Origin of the sequence: Mucilaginibacter calamicampi (genome assembly GCF_042676765.1) — a bacterium.
In the GTDB taxonomy this organism is placed as follows: Bacteria; Bacteroidota; Bacteroidia; order Sphingobacteriales; family Sphingobacteriaceae; genus Mucilaginibacter; species Mucilaginibacter calamicampi.
Genome location: NZ_JBHTHU010000001.1, coordinates 164,232 through 188,834, shown reverse-complemented (window position 1 = coordinate 188,834; position 24,603 = coordinate 164,232). Strand labels below are relative to the sequence as shown.

Here is a 24,603-nt window from a genome sequence, read left to right as displayed (position 1 = left end):
TATGAGCAAACACGTGTTAATAACCGGCGGTACGGGCCTTGTTGGTAAACAACTAACTGAGTATTTACTGAGCAAGGGTTACACTGTTAGCCATTTAAGCAGAAAACCCGGTACTGATGCCCGTGTTGCCACTTATTTGTGGGATGTTAAAAAAGGGGAGATAGATGAGCATTGTATTGATGGTGTAGATACCATCGTCCACCTGGCCGGCAACGGCATTGCTGATGAACGCTGGACGGAAGAGCGCAAGAAAGAGATCATAGAAAGCCGTACTAAATCCATCGCTTTGGTTTATGAGGTATTGAAGAAGAATCCGCATAATGTTAAAACGGTTGTATCAGCATCAGGAGTAGGTTATTACAGCGACCGCGGCAATGATGTAATGACCGAAACCTGCGCGCCGGCGCATGATTTTATGGGTACCTGCTGCGTAGCGTGGGAAAACGCCGTTGCCGAAGGCGAAAAACTGGGTTTGCGCGTGGTAAAATTCAGAACAGGTGTGGTATTGAGCAAAGTAGGCGGTGCATTACCCAAAATAGCCGCGCCTGTAAAGTTTGGTGTTGGTGCAGCGCTGGGCAGCGGCAAACAGTGGATGCCCTGGATACACGAGCAGGATGTGGTTTACATGTACCGTTTTGCTATTGACCATGAAGAACTAAGCGGCGTTTTCAATATGGTAGCACCCGAACCGGTTACTAATAAGCAATTTACAAAAGCTATAACTAAAGTACTGAGCAGGCCATTCTGGTTACCTAATGTACCCGCTTTTGCTTTAAAACTGGCTTTAGGCGAAATGGCAACCATTGTTTTGGGCAGTACAAACGCATCGGCAAAAAAAATTAAGGCGGCAGGTTATAGCTTTAGCTACCCGGAGTTAACAGGGGCATTAAAAGATATTTATAGAAAGTAAATATTACAGGTGGCTCACGGGGGCTCACGGGGGCTCACAGGGCTCTTGGGGGTTCACGCCAGACTTGAGCCCCCCTCTTTAAATCAATGACAAAAGAAAAAATAAATATCTTCTGGTTTCGACGCGACCTGCGTTTAGATGATAACGCGGGTTTATATCATGCTTTAAAAAGCGAATATCCTGTTTTGTGCCTTTTTATTTTTGACAACGAGATTTTAGATAAATTAAGCGATAAAAAGGATGCGCGTGTAGGATTTATATATGATACTATCGACCATCTGAACGATGAACTGCAAAAACACCACAGCAGTCTGCTGGTGCTGCATAACACTCCGGCAAGAGCATGGGAACAGGTGCTGGCAAAATACGACGTAAAGGAAGTTTACGCTAACCATGATTACGAACCCTATGCAAAAAAACGTGATGAAGATATCGCGGCTCTCCTGGCCAAACATAAGGTAGCCTTTAAAACTTTTAAAGATCAGGTAATTTTTGAAAAGGGAGAGGTGACAAAGGATGATGGAAAACCCTACACGGTATTTACACCTTATAGCCGTAAATGGAAAGATAAGTTGAATGATTTTTACCTCAAATCCTACCCCACAAACAGATACCTTAAAAACCTGCATCAAACTAAAGCTTTACCGCTCCCGTCGTTAAAGTCGCTGGGTTTTGCAAAGAATGATCAATCCATTCCGGCAAAGACCTATCGGAATATTATTGAAGATTACGCAGAAACAAGGGATTTCCCGGCCTTAAAAGGCACATCGCATATTGGCATTCACCTGCGTTTTGGTACTGTTAGCATAAGGCAATTGGTAGCCGATGCAAATAGCACTACCGAGAAAACCTGGCTGAATGAGTTGATTTGGAGGGAATTTTATATGATGATATTGCATCATTTTCCGCATACTATTAACCATGCCTTTAGGCCGGAATATGACAGGATAATATGGATAAATAACGAAGATCAGTTTGAAGCCTGGTGCAACGGCCAAACCGGCTACCCTTTGGTTGATGCCGGCATGCGCGAATTGAATGCAACGGGCTTTATGCACAACCGCATCCGCATGCTTACTGCCAGCTTTTTATCAAAGCACCTGCTGATAGACTGGCGCTGGGGAGAGCGCTATTTTGCCGAAAAACTATTGGATTACGAAATGGCCAGCAACGTGGGCGGCTGGCAATGGGCCGCCGGATGCGGTACTGATGCGGCACCCTACTTCAGGATATTCAGCCCCGATGCGCAAACAAAAAAATTTGATCCGGATTTAAAATACATAAAAAAATGGGTTCCGGAATATGCCGACTTCAGCAAATATCCAAAACCCATTATTGATCATGCTTTTGCACGCGAGCGCTGCCTTAAAGCTTTTAAAACCGCGCTAAGTAAATAATTATGGCGTAACGTTTAAAACTTGTACATCAAATCGTAAACAGCTGTTACCCGGTATATTGTTTGCTTTTACCCCCATCTGTCCATACGCTAATGATGATGGCATGATAATGGTCATTTTTGCGCCGGTAGTGGCCAGGCTTTTAAAAGCCTCCCTTATACCCGTAATTACTTCAGGAACTTCTAATTGAGCGCCGGGGGCATCGTTGTTCTGGTCAACCATTAAGCCGTTTAGTAGCCCGGTTGTATAAAAACAGTTTACATAAGAGTTGTTTGTAACAGGTGTAGTACCAACGCCGGGCCTTGTAATAAGATAGTACAAACCGGACGATGTTCTCTGATAGCCGGTGAGCCCCTTAGCCGCCAAATAATTTTTTATCACCAGATCATCATAGGTATTTTGATTGTCTCCCGGTTGATTATTCATAACGTTAATATAATAATCAAGGCATTGATTGCCGGCTATCCTGACGTTAACCGTAGTACTACTACCGGTTCCTATACCTTTTGCTCCATAAGCAAGGTGCGATGGTATTAGCAATCTGATCTTACCTCCGTAATTTTTAACAAGCTCATAAATAGCCGTCTGCAGGGATAAAGGATACGTAGCTTCTGAAATATGACCAAGATAGCCTGTATAATGGTTAGCGATAGTATCTACCGATGCATATTGCCCGTCAAAACTATGCAGCGTATAAACAAAGCCTACGCTGTCTGAATACTGAAAGCGGCTTCCTGTGCCCGTCTTTAACACTTTATAATACACCCCGGATGCGTCTTTTTGCATACCGGTTATACCGTTAGTCTTAATATAAGCTTGTATTTGTTCGTCGTCGTATTGGTTAATATCCACATCGGTGTCTGTTTTGCGGCAAGACACGAAGCCCGCAACAACTGCAATTAAAAGCGAGAGAATTATTTTTTTCATTTGTTATTATTACCGGCCCCCATTGAGCATATCGCTCCGGGTTCCGTTCATTAGTATTATCAATTTACAGCATCGTACAGGCTGATATCAAAATCAAGCACTGAATTGCCCGGCAGGCCCTCTTTTAAACCGAAGGCTATACCTAACTGAGGCTGCGCATACGGGCCATAAGCATACCGCGAAGGTAAAAGCAATCGTATCGATCCGCCTTTTTTTATCTGCGGGATCCCCACCTTCCAGCCACGTATTACCTCGCCAAGCGCAAAAGTGGGATTAAACGCACCCGACTCGGCAAATTTTTCTCCGGTGGTTAAAAGCCTGCCGGTATATCCAACTGTAATTCTGGTCGAGGTGGTAAAAATAACATTAATTGTACCAGGGTCATTTACAATGTAGTAAACACCGGTAGTATCAATTTTTTTAGCCGCCAGACCCGGATTAGCTGCCAGGTAGTCACTTATTATCTTATCATCAATAGCAGCCTGCGCTTTTTCTGCAGCAGAACCCACGTCAGATTTTTTGCAGGCAGTGAAGCAAAAAAACAATACCAATATTATTATTGCCAGCCTGTTCATCTCAATTTTCCAGAGTGCAAATTTATTCTTTTATATCGCAAAAACCGCGGGTTAACACTTTTTAACATTTACCAGCAGTAATAACGCATAAATCTGTACTATGTTACTATTATAACAGATCTTCGGGCTTATAATTCAACGTAAGCTTATTTATCTTTTTCAGCATATTCATCAGGTATTCCCTGTCGCCCTCATTAATATGCTTGTTCAGATAATTATTGAACTGCTTTACCACTACACGCGCCTGTTTGCGCTTTTCAATACCCAGAGGGGTTAAATAAATTTTTACCGATCGCCTGTCGCCCTTGTTCAGCTCGCGGTAAATAAGTCCGTTCTGTTCTAATTGATTCAGCATTCGCGAAAGGCTGGTTGATTTTAAACCAAGCAGGGCGGCAGCCTGAGATACAGTTGTACCTTCGTGCTCATCAATGTTGATCAGCAAATAACCTATTGACTGGGTTATACCAAAATCAGCAACAATAAGGTTGTATTTATTGGCCATAGTTTGCCAAACAATCTTCAATAAATAATCAATAGTTTCGTGCTGTCTGATGTTACCGGCCATTATAAATAATACAATTTGCGTATTGCAATGGTAAGTATTTTTATCGAAAATGCGCCGTTTTAACATCGCCCCGTAAAAGCAACGCGTTAACACGCGTCGATTTATTTTTTTAGAGCAAAGCATAAATTACACAAAGAGCCGTTATAATACACATGAAAAAAACAATTTACTTTTTAGCAATTTTCATTTCGTTTTTAGTTACAAGTAAGCGCGGCAGCGCCCAGGATTACAAATGGGCCGCGGGCTTAAAATTTGGAGGGTATGAGAGCGGCGTATCAGGCAAGTATTTTATGCAGAGCAATGTTGCCCTTGAGGGTATAGTGGGTTTTCGCAACAGTGGCGTGGTAGTTACAGGCCTTTATGAGATCCATCAACCTGCTTTCAATTTAGACAAGCTTAAATTTTATTACGGCTTTGGTGCGCACTTTGGCTCTGTTGGACGAGGCCAAAGTACGTTTTTTGCCGGCACAAACCATAAATATTACGATGCCAGTTTGTTGGTAGGCGCAGATGGTGTATTAGGTTTGGAGTATGTTATTCCAAAATCGCCGATAGCGGTTAGTCTTGATCTTAATCCGCGGGTTGAATTAGCCAGGGGGCCATTTTTTGACATCGCACCCGGGTTAGGAGTAAAATACACCTTCTAATTTCGGATTTCGAATGTTCGATTTCGGATTCTGAATTACTGGTCTGGCGCATTTTATTGTAACTCTTTATTCTTTTACTTTATTTATAAATCCGAAATCGAACATTCGAAATCCGAAATCCTTAACGTGCTATAATCACCTTGTGGCTGTAATCCTTTTGCCCAAGCACTACCCTTACTGTATAAGTGCCGGGCGCCTGGTGTGATACATCTATTGTAGTGCTGAAACTACCGGCAGCTATAGTTTTGGTGTCAGTAAAAACAATCTTTCCGGCGCTGTTTATCAGGTATAGATTAAGTTGCTCAGGCGTTTTTGATTCAAATAAAACATTTAAAAATTTGCTTGCCGGCACCGGGAAAGTGGCCAATCCAATCTCGGTATTCTTGTCAGGATTTATCGCCTTCAATGCAAATGCAAAATTGTCAGATAATGTAGTACATCCGCTGTTTAACACCACACTAACGGTATAATTACCGCTTTGAACAGGGTTAAATGTTTTAGCAGTAGCGCCGTCTATTAGTTTTCCATCTAAATACCATTGGTTTCCTGTAGCCGCACTTGAACTTAATGTTGTGGTGGACGTTTGTGTTATAACAGGTTTAGATAAACCAACGGCAACACGCTGATCAGACGCGCAGCCGATACTTTGCACCTGCATATCGTAGAAATAATAGTAGAAGTTCTTATAGTACGTTGTATCGCTACCCGATGGAGGTGTGACATCATTACCCGATATGCTAAATATTGAGCCTACTTTGAAAGGATAGCCTGTAACGCCGCTATTATTACGGAATAGCGTTGCGTTCGCATCAAAAACAACGCTTACAGTATATTTACCGGCAGCAGGCAAGGAAAGGTTAAGGTTGTAAACCCTGCCCTGATCGTTGGGGTCATTAGCTAACTCACCCGGCGCGGGGTTGTTTCGTGTAGCAGCAGCATTTATGGTTTTAGTAGATACTATTTGCCCGTTACTATTGCTTACATTAAAGGTTATTAAACCTGAGTTACCTACGTATAAGCGTGCGCTTTGTATTATAACCGGTACAGCCGTAGTTACATAAACAGATGGCGTAAACTGATTATAACCGCCTCCTGAAAATACATTTTTTGTAGCGGGGCCTACAGAAGCTTTAAAATCATTTAAACCCGCGTAATAAGTGCCATTTACCGGCACCTGACCGGTACTAACATTTTGCCCGTAAGCAAATGGTACGGCATCATTTACATTTAAATACCAAAACAGCTGCCCGTTTCCGGCACCGTTTAACAAATACTTCTTCGTATCTATACAATACACTGCCGAAAGAGCGGTTGGCGGCGGAGAAACAAGTGTTTGTGTAACCACAGACGCGCTGTTATTAGCTAAAATAATGTCATTGGCTAAGCTTGTTGAAGCTGTAATGGTATAAGTTCCGCCCGATGCGGCGTTAAAAGTGCTGTTGAGCGTAAAATTATCTTCGGCCAGGGGCGCCAGCGTGCCGGGATAGGTTTCGTTAAAGGTAGTTGTAACATTGTTCGCGTCTTTAACGGTTACCGTAACCGGGATATTACTGGCTGCTGTACCTCCAAAGTTTTTGATCTTTACAGTTACAAGCGTTGTACCATTACACGTGCCCGATGTTTGAGGGTTTACGATGGATGTTATACCTGCGTCAATACCTGTTTGTAAAAATTGAACGCGGTAGTCCTGTGTTTCGCCCTTTGCATATGTGCCACAGGCTTGTATGGATGATGCGTCGTTAGTTTCTACCAACACGATGCGCATTAAACTATAGTTGCCGGGTATTACGGTGCCGGGTACGGTGATAGTACCATTAAAAGTGGCTGTACCGTTAATAATACTACTTGTAGCTGCCAACTCATCAGTTTCAAAAACACCGTTGCCGTTCCAGTCAATAAAAACTTTGGCGGCTTTGTTAAAATTATTGCCACAAGTACCCAGCGTTAAATTTAACGGATAAGTTTTGCCACGCTCTAACTGTACAGTTAATGCCGTATTATCTGTGTAGGATGTGCATCCCGAAGCCGCGGTATAATTTACGTTAGATAAGGTTAGCTGGTTAACACGCGAATCCGCAGATGAAGCGGGTGCCGAAGCGCAATAAGCGGTACCGCCAATACCTGTAATTATTATTGAATATGGCTGCGCGCCTTGCAGCGTTCCTTTATGCGATACGGTTATGGTGTAAGTTTTACCTGGCCGCGCTCCGGGTATATAGATCTGCTCAATATTATCAACTACGTTATCTCCGGATGTTGCGGCTAAAGCAGGCTGCGAGGGATCAAGTACCCATGGGCGAAATACCGTTGTGCCATCAGTAATGCGAATATCCAGGTCATTTACCAATTTAGGTGTACGACTATTGATCGTCCCATCGGCTGTTGGTGTACCCTGAACATCTGTCCATGAGATTGTTGCCATCAATACACCATTGCCCGACGCGGTTACTGTAAACGTTTGTTGCTGCCCTTGCGCAAGCGTTTGCTCGCTTATGTTGCTTTTAACGCCATTGTCTGTAATTGCCTGCGCGGCTTTGGGCATATTCAACAGGCCCCAGCCATAAACATAATCCGGGCCGGCGTTACCTGCATCAAACGCGGTATGGCATGCCAAGCCTTTTAAAGTAGCGGCCCGCATAAAATTACCCGCATTTTTCTGGGCATAATACTCTTGCAGTAAATACAACGACCCGGTTACATTAGGTGCCGAGAAAGAGGTGCCCGACAGGGGGCTATACGATGTTACGCTATTGCTGCTGGTTGAGGTAACATTTACGCCATCACCAACCAGATCGGGTTTTATACGCCCGTCATCCGTTGGGCCCCAGCTGCTAAAACTTGCTATGCTTATGTCACTGCTTGTTGTTGGGCCAAACGGTAATGGGTTAATGGCACCTATAGTGAGTATGTTCTTGGCGGTTGCAGTAGTACTTACAATATCATAGCCGTTGTTGCTACTTATTGATGCCGGGCGCGGCCCTTTATTTACAAAGCTTTGGTTGCTAGCACTTGCATATCCGTAATAGGTTTGGCCAACTGCGGGCCCGTTCTCATCGCGGCTATTACCGGCCGATTCTACAATTAAATAATACGGGGCGTTGTAGGCTATCTTATCAAAATCGCGCGTGCGCGTGCTGTAAAAACCAAATTTGTAATCAACATTATCTCCCGGTAAACCGTTCCATTCCCATCTCAGATCTGTAGAATTATAGTTCCAGCCCACAATTTCTCCGTAGGAGTGATTGGATAACAGCAAATTGGGCGCTGCAGCACTCATTTCAGCAACATCGTTATCAAAATCGTATGACGAAATAGTGTTGGCATTAAAGGCCATACCGCGCGCCGGCGCGTAAACACCTTTGGCCATCAGCATGCCTGCCACATGCGTTGCATGATCTATGACCGATCCGTTATCACCAAATGTGATGGTTTTTCCGGCAAACTCCTGGTGGGTACTTAAAAACCGTCCACCATCCCAAATGGCCCATTTATTATTTAAAAAAGCGCTTGATCCGCTTAAGTTTAAACCCAATGCCCCACCTGGCTGCACCTGATTGGTTCCGGTTGTAGCCGCCGCAATGGTATTGTTATGCGTAATCAGATATATCGGAAATCCTAATGAATCAACGCCCTGAAGGGAAACTAAGCCGCCGTTTGGAATCTGCCGGGTAACTGCCCATCCCCTGTTTGGTGCCAGCGCTAATGCACGTTGTTTTTGCACCAAAAACTTGTTACCGGCATCGGCAGCAATCCCGTTAAGTTGCAGTCTGGCGGCTTCTGTCACAAGCGCTCGCTGGGCCATTGCCGGCTTAAATAAAACACAACAAATAAAAAGGCAAAGCCCAACATAACATTTAATCATACAACTCGTTAACCGCAAATCTAATTAAACGGTAATTAACAAGTTTCTGCATTTTTAGCCAGATTAAGAAATTTTATAACACTTAAATAGTAGCTATTTCCGGGGAATAAATAACGCAATTTGGGTAAAAAAATACCCATTGCGCCAAGCGTTTTCATATTTATTTTCGTTTAACACAATTGTGCAAAAAACCCTTAAAATGTGCTTTATAGGTAAACTTTTACCTTGCTGTTGTAAATACAACAACAACAGGTGGTTTTTTGGAACTAAAAACTATGCCAGCATTATTTTTGCTATTTTTAACGGTCAATACCGTTTATGATAAAAAAACTACTATTAAATTTTTCTGCCGTAGCCCTTTTTTTTGGATGCTTGTGTTGCGCCAATGTTGTAGTAGCACAAACGGTAACACTTTCTGCATTTGGCGGCGGTTTAACCTCTACTAACCCAATTGTTTCAGGATCGCATGTTGCGGTATTTGGTTTTAACGTACAAGTAAGTGGGGGTAGCGTTACGTTCAAACAGTACAACCTGACGAGCGATAACTCCAGTAACTCTTACCTGGGCAACGGTATATTATACAGAAGCCCTACCGCTACATTTTCTTCGGGTACACCAGGAACACCAGTTGGCAACGTAATTTTTAACGGCACCACAATTACCATAAATAACTTTACCGAAACTATAACCAATACAACCAACTACTATTATTTAGTTGCTGACGCTATAAGTGCACCTAATACTTACATGCAGGTAGTTATACCATACGGTTCAGCTTTGGCTACAGATATAAACGGGAATAATTATAACACCCAATTTTATAGCGGTCAAGGGTACAACTATAACGGTGGTTCACCCTACCCGGTTGTAATTGCTAATGAAACGACGGATCTAACACCGTCATCTACGGTGATAACAAACAACACAACAGCGTTAAAGTTATTTGCGTTTAGCGTTAAAAATACTTCTGCAGCTAGTTCAACTTATACTGCCTTCCGCATAAACAGTAACCTGGCCACATTGTCTAATTACTTTACAAATTTTACGCTATATACAAACACTTCAAATACTTTTACCGGCAGTACCTCTCTGGGTACGGTATCAGCAAGCGGTAGCTATGTTAATTTTACAGGGCTAAACCAAACTATTACGTCGGGTAACAGTAAGTATTATTGGCTGGTAGCAGATTGTTCTGTTTCGGGCTCGCTCCCTGTTAATGTACAATTTAATTTTGCCTATAATCAAAGCAGCAACGCGGTAACAACCAGTACACCAACTAACTATAACAATTTCACAGCATCTGGCTATACGTACAACGTTAACAGCGCAGCGCTTGCTATGACCTCTGAGCAAAATGGCTTGGCCGGAGCAACTGTTTATCCGGGCGAAACGGGTAAAGCCGTGTTTGGTTTTGGTTTGTCTGCAACCGTTGGTGCTGCTACAATTAATCAAATAAATATAAACAGTAATAATTCAAGCTTATCTACCTATTACGGCGGTGCTAAGCTTTACAGAAGTACTACAAATAATTATACTACAGGTTCATTAACCCTGTTAGGTAGCGGTAGTGTAAGCGGTGCGTTCATCAACTTTACCAGTTTAAGCGAATCAATTACCAACACAGCAAAATATTATTTTTTAGTTGTTGATGTTACCTATTCTGGTGGTGGTACCAATAGCACGGCATTTAATTTTACCGCAAGCCAGGCTTCCGTTGCTTTAACACAAACAACCCCTGCGTTAACCTTTAATACTTTTAATATAAGTGGTAATACTTTCAATATTACGCAACCTGTTGTTAATGTAGCCAGTAATACAAATGGTTTAACTGCCAATAACAGCGCACTTGTTCACGGTCAAACATCATTGCCGGTTTATGGTTTAGATGTAGCTGTTACAGGAGCCACCACAGTAAATAGTATTACTATAGCTGCAAATGGTGTCCCAACTGCATTGGCTAGTGTATTTGCCAATGCAAAGCTATATAAAAGCTCAACCAACAGTTATACAGGTACACTTACACAGGTAGGTACTGTCAATTTTTCGGGTAGTAATATTGTGGTTACGGGGATAAACGACTCGTTTTCAAACACTACCCGGTCCTATTTTTTGGCTGTAGATGATATATACTACGGCACTTCCGGAAATTTCCAGCCGGTTCTGACGAATGTAACTACCAGTACATCAATGAGCCAAAACATATATCAATACTATTATTCGTTTGCTGTGCCGCCACCTACATTTGTATTAACAGGTAATAATTCTGTTGCTAACGGCATTACGCAAGGCGCCTTACAATACGGGCAAACAGGCATTGTTCTTTTCGGCTTTAAACTTGATGTAACCGGCACCACCACTATTTCAGAGTTTAACATCCCGAGTACCGGAACCGCCAATACATTTTTTAATACCGGCGGAACACTTTACCGGTCTACCGTACCTAATTTTTCAATTGGCACTTCAACGGTAGTAAATACCGCAGCATTAAGTTGGCAACCTGCTTACGTAAGTGCTACTGTAAGTGAATCATTTAGCACCAATTTAACACCAACTACCTATTACTATTTTTTAGTGGGCGATTACAATAACGTCAATGCCTCGGCAAGCGGTACAATTAAATACGGATTCTCTACCTCGCCAACGAATGCTTCTATTAGGTATACGGGTGGCGGAACCTCAAGCCCTAATAATGTTACAGATGGACAGGTATTTAACGTAGGGCTTACGTACGACTGGGTTGGTATAACCGACAATTCCTTTACTACCACCAGTAATTACAGAAATTTAAATAATGGAACTGTGTCTACCACTCCCGGCCAGTATGACCAGCTTCGGGTTGGCGTAGTTGCTTATCAGCAGGCATCTGCCCAGCCAACTATTGGTTCTAATACCAGCATTAGCAAGCTCTGGTTCGGATCAAACAATTCGCCGACGATAACATTGAGCAACGCCAGAACCCTAACCATTTCAGGTGGCATTACGGTTTCAAACAGCACTACAGGTGTTATAACCGGCGGCAACAGTAATAGTGATGTTATTATATCTGGCGGCACCTCAACTATTCCTTCCGGTTCCACTTTAAATATTACCAATGGCGGAGCGTTTTCTAACGCGAGTATCCTGAGTAATGCAGGCACCTTATCAGTAACTAATGGTGCTACGAATTCAGGAACAATTAATCAGACAGGAACAGGGGCAAGTACGTTTTCCAGTACTCTTAACAACACGGGTACCTTTAATAATACAAGTTCCGGTACAACTACTTTTACAGGTACGCTTACAAACAGCTCAACAGGAATAATCCAAACTTCAAGCGGTACACTTAATGTTACTGCCGCATTTACCAACAGCGGCACATTTTCACCCAGTGGCGGAACTGTAAACTTTGCCAGCACTTTTACCAACAGCGGTACATCTTCCCCTTCAGGTGGCACAATAAATTTTCCGAATAGCTTTTCCAATGGTGCTTCGGCAACGTATACAGCAACCGGCGGAGCAGTTAATTTTACGGCGGGCGGCAATCAAGCCATCAGTAACGCCAACACCACAACGCCGGTTACGTTTAATAATTTAACCGTCAGTACGTCGGGCACCAAAACTTTGGGTGGTGCCGGTACATTTAATATTAAGAGCAGCGGGGTTGTAACTTTAGCAGGAACGGCCATATTAGCTGCCGCGGGTAAACTTACCCTTAAATCAGACGCCAGCGGAACGGCATCTATCGCTCAAATCGCGACGGGTGCGGCTGCAAGGGTAACCGGCAACGTAACAGTTGAGCGCTATTTTACCGGGGGCGCTTTAAGCAACAGAGGGTGGCGATTAATGAGTTTCCCTGTAAACACCGCCGGAACTGCTGTTCCGCCGACCAGCAGTACAGTATCAGACTTTACCAGTTTAAAAACCAATTTGATAATAACAGGTGCCGGCGGAAGCGGAAGCGGTTGGGATCAACCAGGTGGCTATACAGCTAACGGCCCAACTATTTTATTTTACAGCAATACTGGTGCCGGTAGTTTCACTATACCTACTACATTTGGGTCCACTACCAGTAAGGCCGGGCAGGGATTCTATTTTTATTTTAGGGGGAATAATACCAGCGCGCTTAGTAAACTCGTTCGCACGAGCGGAAACTTCGCTACACCGGAAGCAGGAGTGGTGGGTTTACAAACGGGTAATATTAACCAACAAAACTTTAGTTATGCGGTAACAGCTACCGGTACAGGGTATAATCTTTTAGGCAATCCCTATCCCTCGGCTATTACTGTTACAACCTCAGCACTTTCTGCCGGGACCAACAGTGGTTTCTTTTATCTTTATAGCCCAAGTGGTAACAGCATGGGCCCAGGGGTTACCAGTATAAGCCTATCAAGTGGGCAGGGCTTTTTCTTCAAAGCTAATGTTGCGGGAAATGTGAATTTTACGGAGGCGATGAAAACTCCGACCCAACCAGCATTATTGATGAGTACTTCGCCAATAGCTCAACAAGAAGGTGCCATACAATTGCAAATGGTGCAGGACAGCGCTAATTATGACGTTACGTTGTTACGTTTCTCAAACGATTATAACGAAAACTACCTGAACACCGAAGACGCCGACGATTTAAGCGCAAACGGCCAGACCGTGTTTTTAGGCGCAATGACAGCCGATAAAAAGTTGGTTGGAACAGCATCGCAACCTTTAAATAAGAAAAGAACATCTGTTTCTTTAAGCGTTAATGATAACGCAAGCGGACTCTTCACATTAAATAAAATAAGCCTGGATAATATTCCTGAAAAATACGATGTGTGGCTGAAAGATAATTACAAAAAAGACTCTTTGGACCTGAGAGCCAACAGCACTTACAACTTTAACATTGATAAAAATAATGCTGCAACTTTTGGAGACAGCCGTTTTGAGGTTGTTATAAGTGTAAAGGCACTGCCTCCATACAAATTGATAGCTTTTAACGGACAAAAAAATTCTATCGGGGATAATGTATTAAAATGGAGTACTCAAAACGAATACGACTATACCTATTTTGAATTAGAGAGAAGTTTAGATAATAAAACTTTTGAGGGCGTTAACAACTCACTTTCATCGTCAACCGGAAATTACACTTTTACTGATGTTTCAACTGCCCCGGTAGTTTATTATCGCCTTAAACAAACTGATATCTATGATGTGGTTACCTACTCTACTATAGTTATAGTGGAACAACAAACGGGAGGATCTGTATTCAGTGTTTATCCAAATCCGGTTAACGATATTCTAAAATTTGAAATAAAGGAAAATGTGAAAGGTACTATAACTATGTCCATTTATAATTCTGTGGGCCGCATAGTAAGGTCATCTTCGCATAGTTCTAAAACGGGGCAAGAAAACGTGTCGTCATTATTGCCGGGCCCCTACACCGTAGAGTTAATTGATAATGGAAGCAACAAAAGGCTTGCGTCCGCAAAATTCATTAAACAATAATTAATCGCATGCAAAAAATTCGAAAAGTACTACTTCTGTTTAGCTGTTTGGTATTTGCAAACCTAACGGCATTTGCAGGAGACCCAATACCTTGCTCCGGCGACCCTGACGATCCGGGATATGACCCAAACGGTTGCGCAAACGTGCCTTTAGATAACTGGCTGATAATTTTAGTTATTGGCGGGTTAATATTAGCTACATGGTATTTACACAATAAACAAAAAAAGGAAGCTTTTTTATAGCATCCCTTTTTTTTTACTCTATTTCTATCATTATCTGGCGCGATCTGCGCGATACCGCACCCCGCTACCCCCGGCAGGTGGGGCAGATGAAGGAGCCAAACTAAGCTGTTCAAATATCCCGGCTACAACCTTAGGCAGATCTTCTACGTCTTTTTGATAGTCTTTATGCACTTCGCCAACCCCGAAGCCACGCCAAACTACTTGTTTTGAACGCCTGTCTACCAGGTCTATTATCAGCGTACCTTCTTTGTAATGTTCGCGTTCTACAGATGTGCCTACGTAGTAGCTAAACGGTGCACCATATGCGTAATAGTATGGCCTGTACCAACTATTCCAGCCTAAACCGCCGTATCCGAAAGCGCTATAGCCGGGATACATGCCACCACCGGCATACATTGGATAATAATTAGTGCGGCTGCCGCGCCCCACTACACTTGTGTAGCTCACCAACAGGTCAGGATCGCGCTGTTGCAACGCTATCCCTTTCTGGGTTAAAGCCTGCGTAGCGGCATCCTTTATTTTTGCATCAGCTACAAAATTATTTTGTGATGCCGTGCTCTCGTCCGGACGCATCCAGGCAAACGTTCGGTAAGCACTAAGATTTGTGCGGTTAAGGCCTGCCACGTAATAGTTATAACGTGTTGAACATGCTGATAAAGCAACCATTGCTACTGCAAAAAACATCATTTTTTTCATCGTTATATATCCTTATTTTATAAGTTAATTAGACGTTTGAACAGGCAAAGGTTTAAGTGTAACTGAACATTTATATAAGTTTAACCACAATCATTAAAAAACGTCGCTCAAAAATTGCACCTTTGCATATCCCAAAACAAATGAGCCAGTATTTTATAATAGATTTCGACAGCACATTTACTCAAGTTGAAGCGCTGGACGAACTTGCCAGAATATCCTTAAAAAACCATCCCGACAGGGAAAACATATATCAGCAGATAGAGGACCTTACTAATGCTTCAATGGAAGGCCGCTTGTCTTTCAGTCAAAGCTTAGAGAACCGCGTTAAACTTTTGCAAGCCAACCGCGAACATTTGAAACTACTGATAAGCCACTTGAAAAAAAAGGTATCTACATCTTTTTCGCGCAATACTATCTTCTTTAAAAATCATCAGGACGAGGTGCTTATTGTATCCGGCGGATTTAAGGAGTTTATCATCCCTGTAGTTACCGAATATCATATTAAAAAAGAAAATATTTACGCCAACACCTTTGTGTTTGACGATGAAGGTAATATTGTAGGTTACGATCGTGAAAATCCCCTATCGCAGGAGGGCGGTAAAGTAAAGCTGCTTAAGGAACTTAAATTGGAAGGTGATATTTACGGAATTGGCGACGGATATTCTGATTTTCAATTGAAAGAATCGGGCATGATCAAAAAGTTCTTCGCCTTTACAGAGAATATTGAAAGAAAATCAGTAGCTGAAAAGGCAGACCATGTTACGCCTAGTTTTGATGAGTTTTTATATATCAATAAACTACCGCGTGCCATATCATATCCTAAAAACCGCATAAAATGCCTTGTTGTTGGCGACATTGAAGAAGAAGCACTGGCGCAAATGCGTAAAGAGGGTTACAACATACGCCAGCGCGATAAAATAGAAGATAAATATTTAGAGGAGGCCGGTGTTTTACTTTGCGACGAGGCTAACCAGCCCACATCTGAGCAGGTTGCCGGAGCGGGACGCCTGAAAGTAATAGGTTGCTTTGGTAAAGTTGGGCGCAGACTGGCTGAAGCTGCCTGCGACAATGGCATAGTTGTTTTTGACGATCCGAAACACAATCCGCGTAGCGACGACTTTTTGCCTAAACGTGTTATAGCTTTTATGAATGAAGGCAAAACGCACACAAGCTGCAATTTTCCTGATCTGCAACCACCGCGGAGCAGCAATGCGCATAGGTTAATACACATCCATAAAAACGTGCCGGGCATTTTGGCTAAAATAAACGAGGTATTTGCACGCCACAATATTAACATAGTAGGCGAGTTTTTGGTAACTAACCCACAAATAGGCTACGTAATAACGGATGTAAACACAGGTTACGACCCGCAGATATTAAACGAACTAAAAGCTATTGAGCATACAATAAAGTTCAGATTGCTTTATTAGCGATCTGAACTTTTATTATTCATTATGATGCGGTAGCGGTACTACAAATACAGGCACTGTGGCATGCCTGACAACATGTTCGGCAACACTGCCCATTAGCAACCTATCCAGCCCGCTGCGGCTATGTGTACCCACAACAATAACGTCGGCATTAAACTCTTTACTTGCTTCTATTATACCATCGGCAGTATCGCCAAATTCGGTAAAATGAGTTATTGATATGTCCTTGCCGAATTTTTCGACTATGTTATCAACTGTCTTTTTAGAAGCGTGGCTTTGTATATCAAGAAGCTCCAAATCGGTGGCACCCATATCCTGCATTGTTCCACCAAGCATAGGGTCAACATTACCGGTTAGCGGCATAGCCGGTTCAATAACATGAACCAGGCCAACATGCCCTTTGAATACCCGGGCTAATTCAAACCCATATTCTGCAGCGTGCTCGGCTATTTTACTGCTATCAATACCTATAAGTACTTTTTTGATATTCATGATTATAAAGCTTAGTGTGAGTTAAAATGATAACCCTAACTTACAACTAATGTTTTGTATGGAACACTGTTTAACATCCTTCATGACGTTATTTATTTCCGCCAAACTCCATTAAGTAAGCTTTTAAAAAATCGTTCAGTTCGCCGTCTAACACCGCTTGCGCGTTTGAGGTTTCATGATCTGTACGAAGATCTTTTACCAGTTTATAAGGATGCAAAACATAGTTGCGTATTTGCGAGCCCCACTCTATCTTCTTTTTATTACCCTCAATTTTGTTTGATGCTTCCTGGCGTTTACGCATCTCTATTTCGTACAATTGCGATTTTAATAAGCGGATGGCATTATCCTTATTCTGCAATTGTGAGCGCGACTCCTGGTTTTTTATAATAATACCCGATGGTTTATGATATAAACGGACGGCAGTTTCTACCTTGTTTACATTTTGTCCTCCGGCACCCCCTGCCCTAAATGTTTCAAACTCTATATCAGCGGGGTTTACTTCAATTTCAATAGTGTCATCAACCAAAGGATAAACGTATACTGATGCAAAAGAAGTGTGGCGTTTGGCATTAGAGTCAAACGGAGAGATGCGCACCAAACGGTGTACCCCATTTTCGCCTTTTAAATAACCATATGCAAATTCGCCTTCCAGCTGTAACGTAACCGTTTTAACGCCTGCCGATTCACCTTCCTGAAAATCCTGCTCTGTTACCTTATAGCCATTCTTTTCGCCCCACATAATGTACATCCGCATTAGCATACCTGCCCAATCACAGCTTTCTGTGCCACCTGCGCCCGCGGTAATTTGTAATACAGCATTCAATTGATCTTCATCAGCCGAGAGCATGTTTTTAAACTCAAGCTCTTCAACTACTTTAATAGCCAGATCATACTGTTCTTTAAATTCAGCTTCGGTTGCATCTCCACTTTTAAAAAAATCCAACATAACACCAGTATCATCAATTACTGATGCTACTTTATGGTATTCGTCTGTCCAAACTTTCTTTAATTTTATTGAGGCTAAAACTTTTTCGGCTTCTTTAGGATGATCCCAAAAATGGGGGCCAATGGTTATTTCCTGTTCTTCTTTTAGCGCATCGAGTTTCTTATCGATGTCAAAGATGCCTCCTCAGGGAAATTAGTCTATCCCTTAAATCCTGGATCTGTTCTTTAGTCATGTGGCAAATATAAAAAATGTTTTATGCCGTTATGCCAATAACATTACCTATAAAAAAACCTACCCGTTTTACACAGGCAGGCTTTCCTTCATAGGTAAATTATATTTTAGGCGGCTGCAAGCTGTTTCAATACAGCGTTTATACCGTTTCCACCTATTAACTCTAACAGATGCTTCAGCGAAAAATCTTTGTCACTTTCGTTTTGCGATTTATCAATAAGTTGCTGCATAACCTGCGGAATTAATGTATTAGCAGTTTTAAGCGCATCCGCGGGCTCTAAACCATAATAGTTATTCAGCTTATTAGCAAACTTGTTTACCGTAGTGCCAATAAGCGGATTGCTGCTATAAATGCCCGGGAATTGAAAATATTTGATCATATCTTTTAATTTACCCGTTTCTATCTGCCCCTTTAACACTTCTATAATACAGCTCGACGCTTCTGTAATAATTGCTTCGTGATGCTCGGCAGAAATTAAGGGATTGTTTATAACAGCCGTCCCGGCGTTATTTTTAACAAGGGTAAATAGTTTTTCAAACATAAAAATGAGTTTTGAAAGGTGAATTATCAATTTCAGAAAACGTGTTCGTATTATAATTGGCTATTAAATAAAATTTAGCCCTTACGCTAAATTTTAAATTTTAATTTTGCTTCTATTAAACTTTAACCAAAATGTTGCCAAACATCAACTTTACCACCACAACCGCCTATAAATATCTTACAGATCATTATATTGATATGGCTGCCGCAAGCATGAAAGACCTTTTCAGTGCTGATAATCAAAGATTTGCCAAATTCTCTCTTCAGTTTGAGGATATTTTGCTTGATTATTCAAAAAACCGCGTTAATGATGAAACGTTAGCGCTATTGCTACAATTAGCCAACGAGTGTAGGTTAAATGATGCAATTGCCGCCATGTTTAACGGCGAAGTTATTAACGCCACCGAAGGCAGACAGGTACTGCACACTGCTTTACGCAACCAGAGCAACACCCCTGTTATTGTTGATGGCAAAGATGTTATGCCCGATGTAAATGCTGTATTGGCGCATATGAAGGAGTTTAGCGAAGCAGTAATTTCTGGCGGCTGGAAGGGATATACCGGCAAAGCTATTACTGATGTGGTAAACATAGGCATTGGTGGATCTGACCTGGGGCCGGTTATGGTTACCGAGGCATTAAAAGCTTATAAAAATCATCTTACCCTGCACTTTGTATCTAATGTTGACGGCACGCACATTGCAGAAACACTTAAAGGACTAAATGCAGAAACCACTTTATTTTTGGTGGCATCTAAAACGTTTACCACGCAAGAAACCATGGCCAACGCCAACAGCGCCCGCGATTGGTTTATTAAAAGCGGCGGTAGCGATGGCGATGTGGCCAAACATTTCGCGGCACTTTCAACCAACGCCGAGGGTGTTTCAAAATTTGGTATTGATACCAAAAACATGTTTGAGTTTTGGGATTGGGTAGGTGGCCGTTACTCTTTGTGGAGCGCCATTGGCTTATCCATTTCATTAAGCATAGGCTTTGATAATTTTAAAGAACTGCTGGCCGGCGCGCACGCCATGGATAACCATTTTAAAACAACCGAGGCTAACGAAAATCTACCTGTAATACTTGCCCTTTTAGGCGTTTGGTACAATAACTTCTTTGATGCCGAAACGCAAGCCATTTTACCTTACGATCAGTACATGCACCGTTTTGCGGCTTATTTCCAGCAAGGTGATATGGAGAGCAACGGCAAATATGTTGACCGCAACGGCGAGCCTGTAGATTATTCTACCGGCCCTATCATTTGGGGTGAGCCGGGCACCAACGGGCAGCACGCTTTTTATCAACTGATACACCAGGGAACCAAATTAATTCCTTGCGATTTTATTGCTCCGGCACAATCACACAATCCGCTGGGCGAACACCATAACATGCTGCTGTCAAACTTCTTTGCCCAAACAGAAGCATTAATGAATGGCAAAACTGAAGAGGAAGTTGTTGCTGAATTAAAAGCTGCCGGCAAATCAGAAGATGAAATTGAAAAACTGGCGCAGTTCAAGGTATTTGAGGGTAACCGCCCTACCAACTCAATATTGGTTAAGAAAATAACACCACGTAGCTTAGGATCGCTTTTAGCTATGTACGAGCACAAAATATTTGTGCAAGGTATCATTTGGAACATATACAGCTTTGACCAATGGGGTGTTGAATTAGGCAAGCAACTGGCAGGTAAAATATTACCTGAGTTAAAAAACAACGATGAGATATCATCGCATGATTCATCAACCAATGGTTTGATCAATCAGTATAAGGCCTGGCGATAAGCCCAGCCCCCCTAACCCCCTAAAGGGGGAGCACTAATTATAAAAAAGCGCCGTTCAATAAATAAATGAACGGCGCTTTTTATGTTGTCATTGTTGAGGTACGAAGCAATAACTGCTATTTCCTGGAGAAGGAAACCTGGAACAATTTATCCCAAAACTTTCCGGTAATAAACATGCGTTTGCCTTTAGCATCCCAGGCAATACCGTTTAATACGTCGGCTTCTTTGTTACGTTTAGGGTATAAGCCGGCCATATTTGCTATTTGCAACACCGCGCCTGTTTTAGGGTCAATTACAATTATGGTGTCTTTTTGAAAAACGTTAGCATATATTTTACCATCAACATATTCCAACTCGTTTATATCATCTACAGGCCCTTTATCATCGTAAACATCAATAAAGCCTTTTTGCTGATAGGTTTCTTTATCCAAAAACCAAATACGATTGGTGCTGTCGTCCATATACAGCTTTTCGCCGTCAAGGGTCATCCCCCAGCCCTCAACCCCAACGTTATTATTAAAGGTGTTTAGCAGTTTGAATGTATTCTTATCATACACATAACCTATTTTTTCTTTCCAGGTAAGCTGAATAATTTTATCACCAACAACAGCTAAGCCCTCAGCAAATACTTTGGGGTCGTTTTGCACCGACAGTAAAACTTTACCTGTAGCAACATCAACCTTGCGCAAGCTTGACGGCCCTACTATGCTTTCGTTGGGGGGTGGGTCCAGGTAGCCACCATCACTTTCATACAAGTAACCATCTACGTATTGCAAACCCTCTGTGTAAGATTCAACATCATGCGGGAATACTTTCTCTACTTTAAAGGTAAGCTGCTCGGGCGCTTTAGCAGCCAGCACAACGATGTTGGTTGATACATCCTGACTTACCCCCTGCTTGTAAACTTTAGCGGTGATAGCCTTGGGGCCCATAGGAATGGTGTCAGTTTTAATTATAACAGGCAATGCATCTTTTTTTGATGCAATGGTAGTTGATTCCAGCAGATATACAATAGAATCGGGCACCATTTCAGCGGGATATTTTACTTTAACGGTAACATCTGTGCCCGCTTTAACCGTAGTGCCGGCATCAGGCGAAATTGTTATATCCTGCCCTTTAGGTTTTTCTTCGTTGCATCCAAAATTACAGGCAAAAATAATGAGCAGTGCGGCAGCTAAATATAGCGCGGGTATTCTTTTCATGATATTAAGTGGCGGATGGCCAAAAGGCATCCTCAATATGGTTTAATTTATAGTTCTCTTCGTTTTTAAATAATATGGCAATAATGTCAAAACGCACCTCGCCCTGGTGGTTCATCAGGTAAATATATTCATCGGCAGCATCGGCAAGCAAACGCTGCTTACGGTTGTCAACAAAATCCTCCGGCTCGCCAAATCCGTTGCCGCTGCGCGTTTTAACCTCGGTAAATATAATTACTTTGTCTTTATAGGCAATAAGGTCAATTTCAGCTTTGCCGTGGCACCAATTCTCATCTAATATCTCATAACCATGTTGCTCCAAGTGCTGCTTTGCCATCAATTCGCCTTTGCGGCCAAGGTCAAGGTGTTTTGCCATTTATTTCAATATCACGGAGCCTAAGTAATCAGATATGGACTTTTCTACTTTCTTCATCCGCATGTACTGGCTAAGCAAAATATCCTGTTCTTCGGCAGTTTGGGCAACCTGAAGCTCCTTACGCAGGTTTTCAAGCAGTTTACCCACCTTATGCATTTTTAAATGAAATATAGCGCCTAAAATTGTGGCTTTCATATTAGCCTGTTCATCGGGTACTAAAATGCGATGCATCTCGTACCAGTTATCGCTTAACGTATATTTGGTGGCAATTAGTGTAACAGTAAGATCAACAATATCCTTATCCGGGTAATGGATAAAAAATTGCTCCTCTGGCAGCACACCATCTTCTACCTGTTTGCCGTAAATCTCGACAAAGCTTTTGCAGGTTGGCTGCTCAAAATCAACATCATTCAGCTCCGCTATCATAAACGGACCAATATAGGTATTGGCAATGCCGTCCCAGTCAATCATTTTGTTGCCGTATAGTAAAAGCAGGCGAATGATCTCCCTTTCCTGCGTAGCTTCATCCTCTTGTTTTCCTTCAATAACAGGGTCTGCCCACAGGTCTTCAGGTGGCTCGGCTTCATGGCGGGGTTGCTGCCGCTCTCCGTCTTTTTTGGCCTTGGCCTGGCGCATTTTATTCAACTCAGATAGCAGCGCCCGCTCATCTATCTGTAATATATGGCTGCACTCCTTAATAAATACCGACGCCTTGATAGAATCAGGTATTTTGGCAATGCTCTCAACAATATCCCGTATTACTTCCGCTTTCCTTATCGGGTCATTACCTGCCTCTTTAAGCAGCAGGTTGGTTTTATACAGTATAAAGTCTTTTTTATTGTCTTCAATATGCTTTTTAAAGGCTGATGTACCAACCAACCGGACATACGAATCCGGGTCATGCCCATCAGGGAAAAGAACCACCTTAACATTAAGGCCCTCCTCCAATATCATATCCAGGCCGCGTAGCGATGCTTTTATACCCGCGGCGTCGCCATCATATAAAATGGTAATATTCTTTGTAAGGCGACCGATAAGCCTTATCTGCTCTGATGTTAATGATGTTCCGGATGAGGCCACCACATTCTCTATCCCCGCCTGGTGCACGGATATAACATCGGCGTAACCTTCTACCAGATAACAGTTATCGTCTTCGCGAATGGATTTTTTGGCAAAATAAAGCCCGTATAAAACACTCGATTTATGGTAGATCTCAGACTCGGGCGAGTTAACGTATTTGGGTACATTCTTATCCGTTTTTAGTGTACGCCCGCCAAAGGCAATAACTCGGCCGGTAAAGCTATGTATGGGGAACATCACTCGGCCACGGTAGCGGTCGTACAGGTTGCCGTTGTCCCGCTTAACAGATAAACCACTTTCCACTAAAAACTCGGGCTGGTAGCCTTCTTTTATGGCTTGCCCGGTAAACGCTTCCCATTGATCCGGCGAGTAACCCAGTTCAAATTTCTTTATCGTTTCCGTACTGAAACCGCGCTCTTTAAAATAACTTAATCCTATGCTTTGGCCCTCATCTGTATCCAGCAAACTTTCGTGAAAGAACTTTGCCGCATAGCCCGATACGATCATCAGGCTTTCGCGGCGGTTATCCGCTTCCCGGTCTTCGGGAGCTTCCTTGGTTTCCTCTACCTCAATACCATACTTTTTGGCCAGCCATTTTAACGCCTCCGGATAGGTAAACTTTTCCAGCTCCATTAAAAAAGTAACCGCGCTGCCGCCTTTGCCCGATGAGAAATCTTTAAAAATACCCTTGGCCGGCGATACCGTAAAAGATGGCGTACGCTCATTAGCAAATGGCGATAGCCCCACGTAGTTCGCCCCACGCTTTTTTAATTGCACAAACTCACCTATCACCTCCACAATGTCGGTGGCTTCCATAATACGGTCAACGGTGGATTTTAGGATCATGATTTATTTACTCTCAGCTAAAAGTATGTCCGCCGATATGCCTAAAAACTGGTGTAAGCCTCTTACCATTTTTAAGGTAAGCTCCTTCTTACCTGATAAAACTTGGGATACATAACCTTTTGAACCTATAATGGGTTCAAGGTCTTTTTGTTTTAAGCCCTTCTCCTCCAACTTTAATTTAATAACTTCTATTGGGTCAGGGTCAGGAATATAGTAATGACGGTCTTCATAATCTTTCAAAAGAAGCAACAAAACATCTAATTCATCGCTTTCCGGCGTTCCTTCCTCTGCATGAAATATTTCAATTGTTCTAGCTAATGCGGCGTTATAAGCCGCTTCAGTCTTCAAAATTTTTAACAACTTTTCCATTGCTTAGGCAGAGTTTTAAAAGCTGCACCGCTTTTTATTT

The 24,603-nt window shown here is 42.4% G+C and carries 19 protein-coding genes; 7 read left to right on the top strand and 12 right to left on the bottom strand.

Annotated features, from left to right (window positions below):
* Window position 1: 1 nt before the first annotated feature.
* Window positions 2-910 carry a TIGR01777 family oxidoreductase gene (locus ACFQZS_RS00875; protein ID WP_377096263.1) on the top strand — a complete coding sequence of 303 codons (909 nt, stop codon included), beginning with the start codon at window positions 2-4 and terminating at the stop codon, window positions 908-910.
* Window positions 911-996: 86 nt separating this feature from the next.
* Window positions 997-2,307: a cryptochrome/photolyase family protein gene (locus ACFQZS_RS00870; protein ID WP_377096260.1), complete on the top strand. Its 1,311-nt coding sequence runs from the start codon at window positions 997-999 to the stop codon at window positions 2,305-2,307.
* Here the strand turns inward: ACFQZS_RS00870 and ACFQZS_RS00865 are convergent, their stop codons facing one another.
* The 3 genes from ACFQZS_RS00865 to ACFQZS_RS00855 all read right to left on the bottom strand — a co-directional run bounded on the left by ACFQZS_RS00865 (window position 2,308) and on the right by ACFQZS_RS00855 (window position 4,374).
* Window positions 2,308-3,234: an FKBP-type peptidyl-prolyl cis-trans isomerase gene (locus tag ACFQZS_RS00865; protein WP_377096257.1), complete on the bottom strand. Its 927-nt coding sequence runs from the start codon at window positions 3,232-3,234 to the stop codon at window positions 2,308-2,310.
* A gap of 59 nt (window positions 3,235-3,293) precedes the next feature.
* A complete protein-coding gene (locus ACFQZS_RS00860) occupies window positions 3,294-3,809 on the bottom strand; it encodes an FKBP-type peptidyl-prolyl cis-trans isomerase (protein WP_377096255.1) in 516 nt (171 codons plus the stop codon).
* Between the two features lie 109 nt (window positions 3,810-3,918).
* On the bottom strand, window positions 3,919-4,374 hold the full coding sequence (locus ACFQZS_RS00855) for a MarR family winged helix-turn-helix transcriptional regulator (RefSeq protein WP_377096253.1): 456 nt from the start codon (window positions 4,372-4,374) through the stop codon (window positions 3,919-3,921).
* A 152-nt stretch (window positions 4,375-4,526) separates the two neighbouring features.
* Here ACFQZS_RS00855 and ACFQZS_RS00850 point away from each other — a divergent pair, with 152 nt between their 5' ends.
* Complete coding sequence (locus tag ACFQZS_RS00850) at window positions 4,527-5,021, top strand: hypothetical protein (RefSeq protein ID WP_377096250.1); 495 nt, start codon at window positions 4,527-4,529, stop codon at window positions 5,019-5,021.
* Window positions 5,022-5,142: 121 nt separating this feature from the next.
* Here the strand turns inward: ACFQZS_RS00850 and ACFQZS_RS00845 are convergent, their stop codons facing one another.
* Entirely contained in the window at window positions 5,143-8,823 is a 3,681-nt protein-coding gene (locus tag ACFQZS_RS00845; protein WP_377096247.1) for a S8 family serine peptidase, read from the bottom strand.
* A gap of 378 nt (window positions 8,824-9,201) precedes the next feature.
* Between ACFQZS_RS00845 and ACFQZS_RS00840 the strand changes: the two genes are divergently transcribed.
* Both ACFQZS_RS00840 and ACFQZS_RS00835 read left to right on the top strand, forming a co-directional pair.
* Complete coding sequence (locus ACFQZS_RS00840; RefSeq protein ID WP_377096245.1) at window positions 9,202-14,337, top strand: T9SS type A sorting domain-containing protein; 5,136 nt, start codon at window positions 9,202-9,204, stop codon at window positions 14,335-14,337.
* A gap of 8 nt (window positions 14,338-14,345) precedes the next feature.
* Window positions 14,346-14,579 (top strand): hypothetical protein, encoded by a 234-nt coding sequence (locus tag ACFQZS_RS00835; protein ID WP_377096242.1) that lies wholly within the window; start codon window positions 14,346-14,348, stop codon window positions 14,577-14,579.
* Window positions 14,580-14,609: 30 nt separating this feature from the next.
* Here the strand turns inward: ACFQZS_RS00835 and ACFQZS_RS00830 are convergent, their stop codons facing one another.
* Window positions 14,610-15,275 carry a DUF4136 domain-containing protein gene (locus ACFQZS_RS00830; RefSeq protein WP_377096240.1) on the bottom strand — a complete coding sequence of 222 codons (666 nt, stop codon included), beginning with the start codon at window positions 15,273-15,275 and terminating at the stop codon, window positions 14,610-14,612.
* 140 nt (window positions 15,276-15,415) lie between these two features.
* Between ACFQZS_RS00830 and ACFQZS_RS00825 the strand changes: the two genes are divergently transcribed.
* On the top strand, window positions 15,416-16,705 hold the full coding sequence (locus tag ACFQZS_RS00825; RefSeq protein WP_377096238.1) for an HAD-IB family phosphatase: 1,290 nt from the start codon (window positions 15,416-15,418) through the stop codon (window positions 16,703-16,705).
* 15 nt (window positions 16,706-16,720) lie between these two features.
* Here the strand turns inward: ACFQZS_RS00825 and ACFQZS_RS00820 are convergent, their stop codons facing one another.
* The 3 genes from ACFQZS_RS00820 to ACFQZS_RS00810 all read right to left on the bottom strand — a co-directional run bounded on the left by ACFQZS_RS00820 (window position 16,721) and on the right by ACFQZS_RS00810 (window position 18,916).
* Window positions 16,721-17,197 (bottom strand): universal stress protein, encoded by a 477-nt coding sequence (locus ACFQZS_RS00820; protein ID WP_377096235.1) that lies wholly within the window; start codon window positions 17,195-17,197, stop codon window positions 16,721-16,723.
* An 88-nt stretch (window positions 17,198-17,285) separates the two neighbouring features.
* A protein-coding gene (gene prfB, locus ACFQZS_RS00815; protein WP_377096232.1) for a peptide chain release factor 2 occupies window positions 17,286-18,375 on the bottom strand; the annotation gives its coding sequence in 2 pieces (ribosomal slippage) (window positions 17,286-18,314 and window positions 18,316-18,375; 1,089 coding nt in all).
* 106 nt (window positions 18,376-18,481) lie between these two features.
* Window positions 18,482-18,916, bottom strand: coding sequence for a hypothetical protein (locus ACFQZS_RS00810; protein WP_377096229.1), 435 nt, complete (start codon window positions 18,914-18,916; stop codon window positions 18,482-18,484).
* A 131-nt stretch (window positions 18,917-19,047) separates the two neighbouring features.
* Between ACFQZS_RS00810 and pgi the strand changes: the two genes are divergently transcribed.
* A complete protein-coding gene (gene pgi / locus ACFQZS_RS00805) occupies window positions 19,048-20,694 on the top strand; it encodes a glucose-6-phosphate isomerase (protein WP_377096226.1) in 1,647 nt (548 codons plus the stop codon).
* A 115-nt stretch (window positions 20,695-20,809) separates the two neighbouring features.
* Here the strand turns inward: pgi and ACFQZS_RS00800 are convergent, their stop codons facing one another.
* Genes ACFQZS_RS00800 through ACFQZS_RS00785 form a run of 4 tightly spaced genes read right to left on the bottom strand, consistent with a single transcriptional unit; the run spans window position 20,810 to window position 24,563 of the window.
* Window positions 20,810-21,895: a glutaminyl-peptide cyclotransferase gene (locus ACFQZS_RS00800; RefSeq protein WP_377096223.1), complete on the bottom strand. Its 1,086-nt coding sequence runs from the start codon at window positions 21,893-21,895 to the stop codon at window positions 20,810-20,812.
* A 4-nt stretch (window positions 21,896-21,899) separates the two neighbouring features.
* The gene (locus ACFQZS_RS00795; protein ID WP_377096220.1) at window positions 21,900-22,268 is read right to left on the bottom strand and encodes a YraN family protein; all 369 of its coding nucleotides are present in this window, start codon (window positions 22,266-22,268) and stop codon (window positions 21,900-21,902) included.
* A complete protein-coding gene (gene dnaG / locus ACFQZS_RS00790) occupies window positions 22,269-24,194 on the bottom strand; it encodes a DNA primase (protein WP_377096217.1) in 1,926 nt (641 codons plus the stop codon). It lies immediately after the preceding gene.
* 3 nt (window positions 24,195-24,197) lie between these two features.
* Window positions 24,198-24,563, bottom strand: coding sequence for a helix-turn-helix domain-containing protein (locus tag ACFQZS_RS00785; RefSeq protein ID WP_377096214.1), 366 nt, complete (start codon window positions 24,561-24,563; stop codon window positions 24,198-24,200).
* Between the last annotated feature and the right edge of the window lie 40 nt (window positions 24,564-24,603).

What these genes read in the sequence shown, in the direction of transcription:
- ACFQZS_RS00875 (WP_377096263.1), top strand. Translation starts at nt 2, where the DNA reads ATGAGCAAACACGTGTTAATAACCGGCGGTACGGGCCTTGTTGGTAAA.
- ACFQZS_RS00870 (WP_377096260.1), top strand. Translation starts at nt 997, where the DNA reads ATGACAAAAGAAAAAATAAATATCTTCTGGTTTCGACGCGACCTGCGT.
- ACFQZS_RS00865 (WP_377096257.1), bottom strand. Translation starts at nt 3,234, where the DNA reads ATGAAAAAAATAATTCTCTCGCTTTTAATTGCAGTTGTTGCGGGCTTC.
- ACFQZS_RS00860 (WP_377096255.1), bottom strand. Translation starts at nt 3,809, where the DNA reads ATGAACAGGCTGGCAATAATAATATTGGTATTGTTTTTTTGCTTCACT.
- ACFQZS_RS00855 (WP_377096253.1), bottom strand. Translation starts at nt 4,374, where the DNA reads ATGGCCGGTAACATCAGACAGCACGAAACTATTGATTATTTATTGAAG.
- ACFQZS_RS00850 (WP_377096250.1), top strand. Translation starts at nt 4,527, where the DNA reads ATGAAAAAAACAATTTACTTTTTAGCAATTTTCATTTCGTTTTTAGTT.
- ACFQZS_RS00845 (WP_377096247.1), bottom strand. Translation starts at nt 8,823, where the DNA reads ATGGCCCAGCGAGCGCTTGTGACAGAAGCCGCCAGACTGCAACTTAAC.
- ACFQZS_RS00840 (WP_377096245.1), top strand. Translation starts at nt 9,202, where the DNA reads ATGATAAAAAAACTACTATTAAATTTTTCTGCCGTAGCCCTTTTTTTT.
- ACFQZS_RS00835 (WP_377096242.1), top strand. Translation starts at nt 14,346, where the DNA reads ATGCAAAAAATTCGAAAAGTACTACTTCTGTTTAGCTGTTTGGTATTT.
- ACFQZS_RS00830 (WP_377096240.1), bottom strand. Translation starts at nt 15,275, where the DNA reads ATGAAAAAAATGATGTTTTTTGCAGTAGCAATGGTTGCTTTATCAGCA.
- ACFQZS_RS00825 (WP_377096238.1), top strand. Translation starts at nt 15,416, where the DNA reads ATGAGCCAGTATTTTATAATAGATTTCGACAGCACATTTACTCAAGTT.
- ACFQZS_RS00820 (WP_377096235.1), bottom strand. Translation starts at nt 17,197, where the DNA reads ATGAATATCAAAAAAGTACTTATAGGTATTGATAGCAGTAAAATAGCC.
- ACFQZS_RS00810 (WP_377096229.1), bottom strand. Translation starts at nt 18,916, where the DNA reads ATGTTTGAAAAACTATTTACCCTTGTTAAAAATAACGCCGGGACGGCT.
- pgi (WP_377096226.1), top strand. Translation starts at nt 19,048, where the DNA reads ATGTTGCCAAACATCAACTTTACCACCACAACCGCCTATAAATATCTT.
- ACFQZS_RS00800 (WP_377096223.1), bottom strand. Translation starts at nt 21,895, where the DNA reads ATGAAAAGAATACCCGCGCTATATTTAGCTGCCGCACTGCTCATTATT.
- ACFQZS_RS00795 (WP_377096220.1), bottom strand. Translation starts at nt 22,268, where the DNA reads ATGGCAAAACACCTTGACCTTGGCCGCAAAGGCGAATTGATGGCAAAG.
- dnaG (WP_377096217.1), bottom strand. Translation starts at nt 24,194, where the DNA reads ATGATCCTAAAATCCACCGTTGACCGTATTATGGAAGCCACCGACATT.
- ACFQZS_RS00785 (WP_377096214.1), bottom strand. Translation starts at nt 24,563, where the DNA reads ATGGAAAAGTTGTTAAAAATTTTGAAGACTGAAGCGGCTTATAACGCC.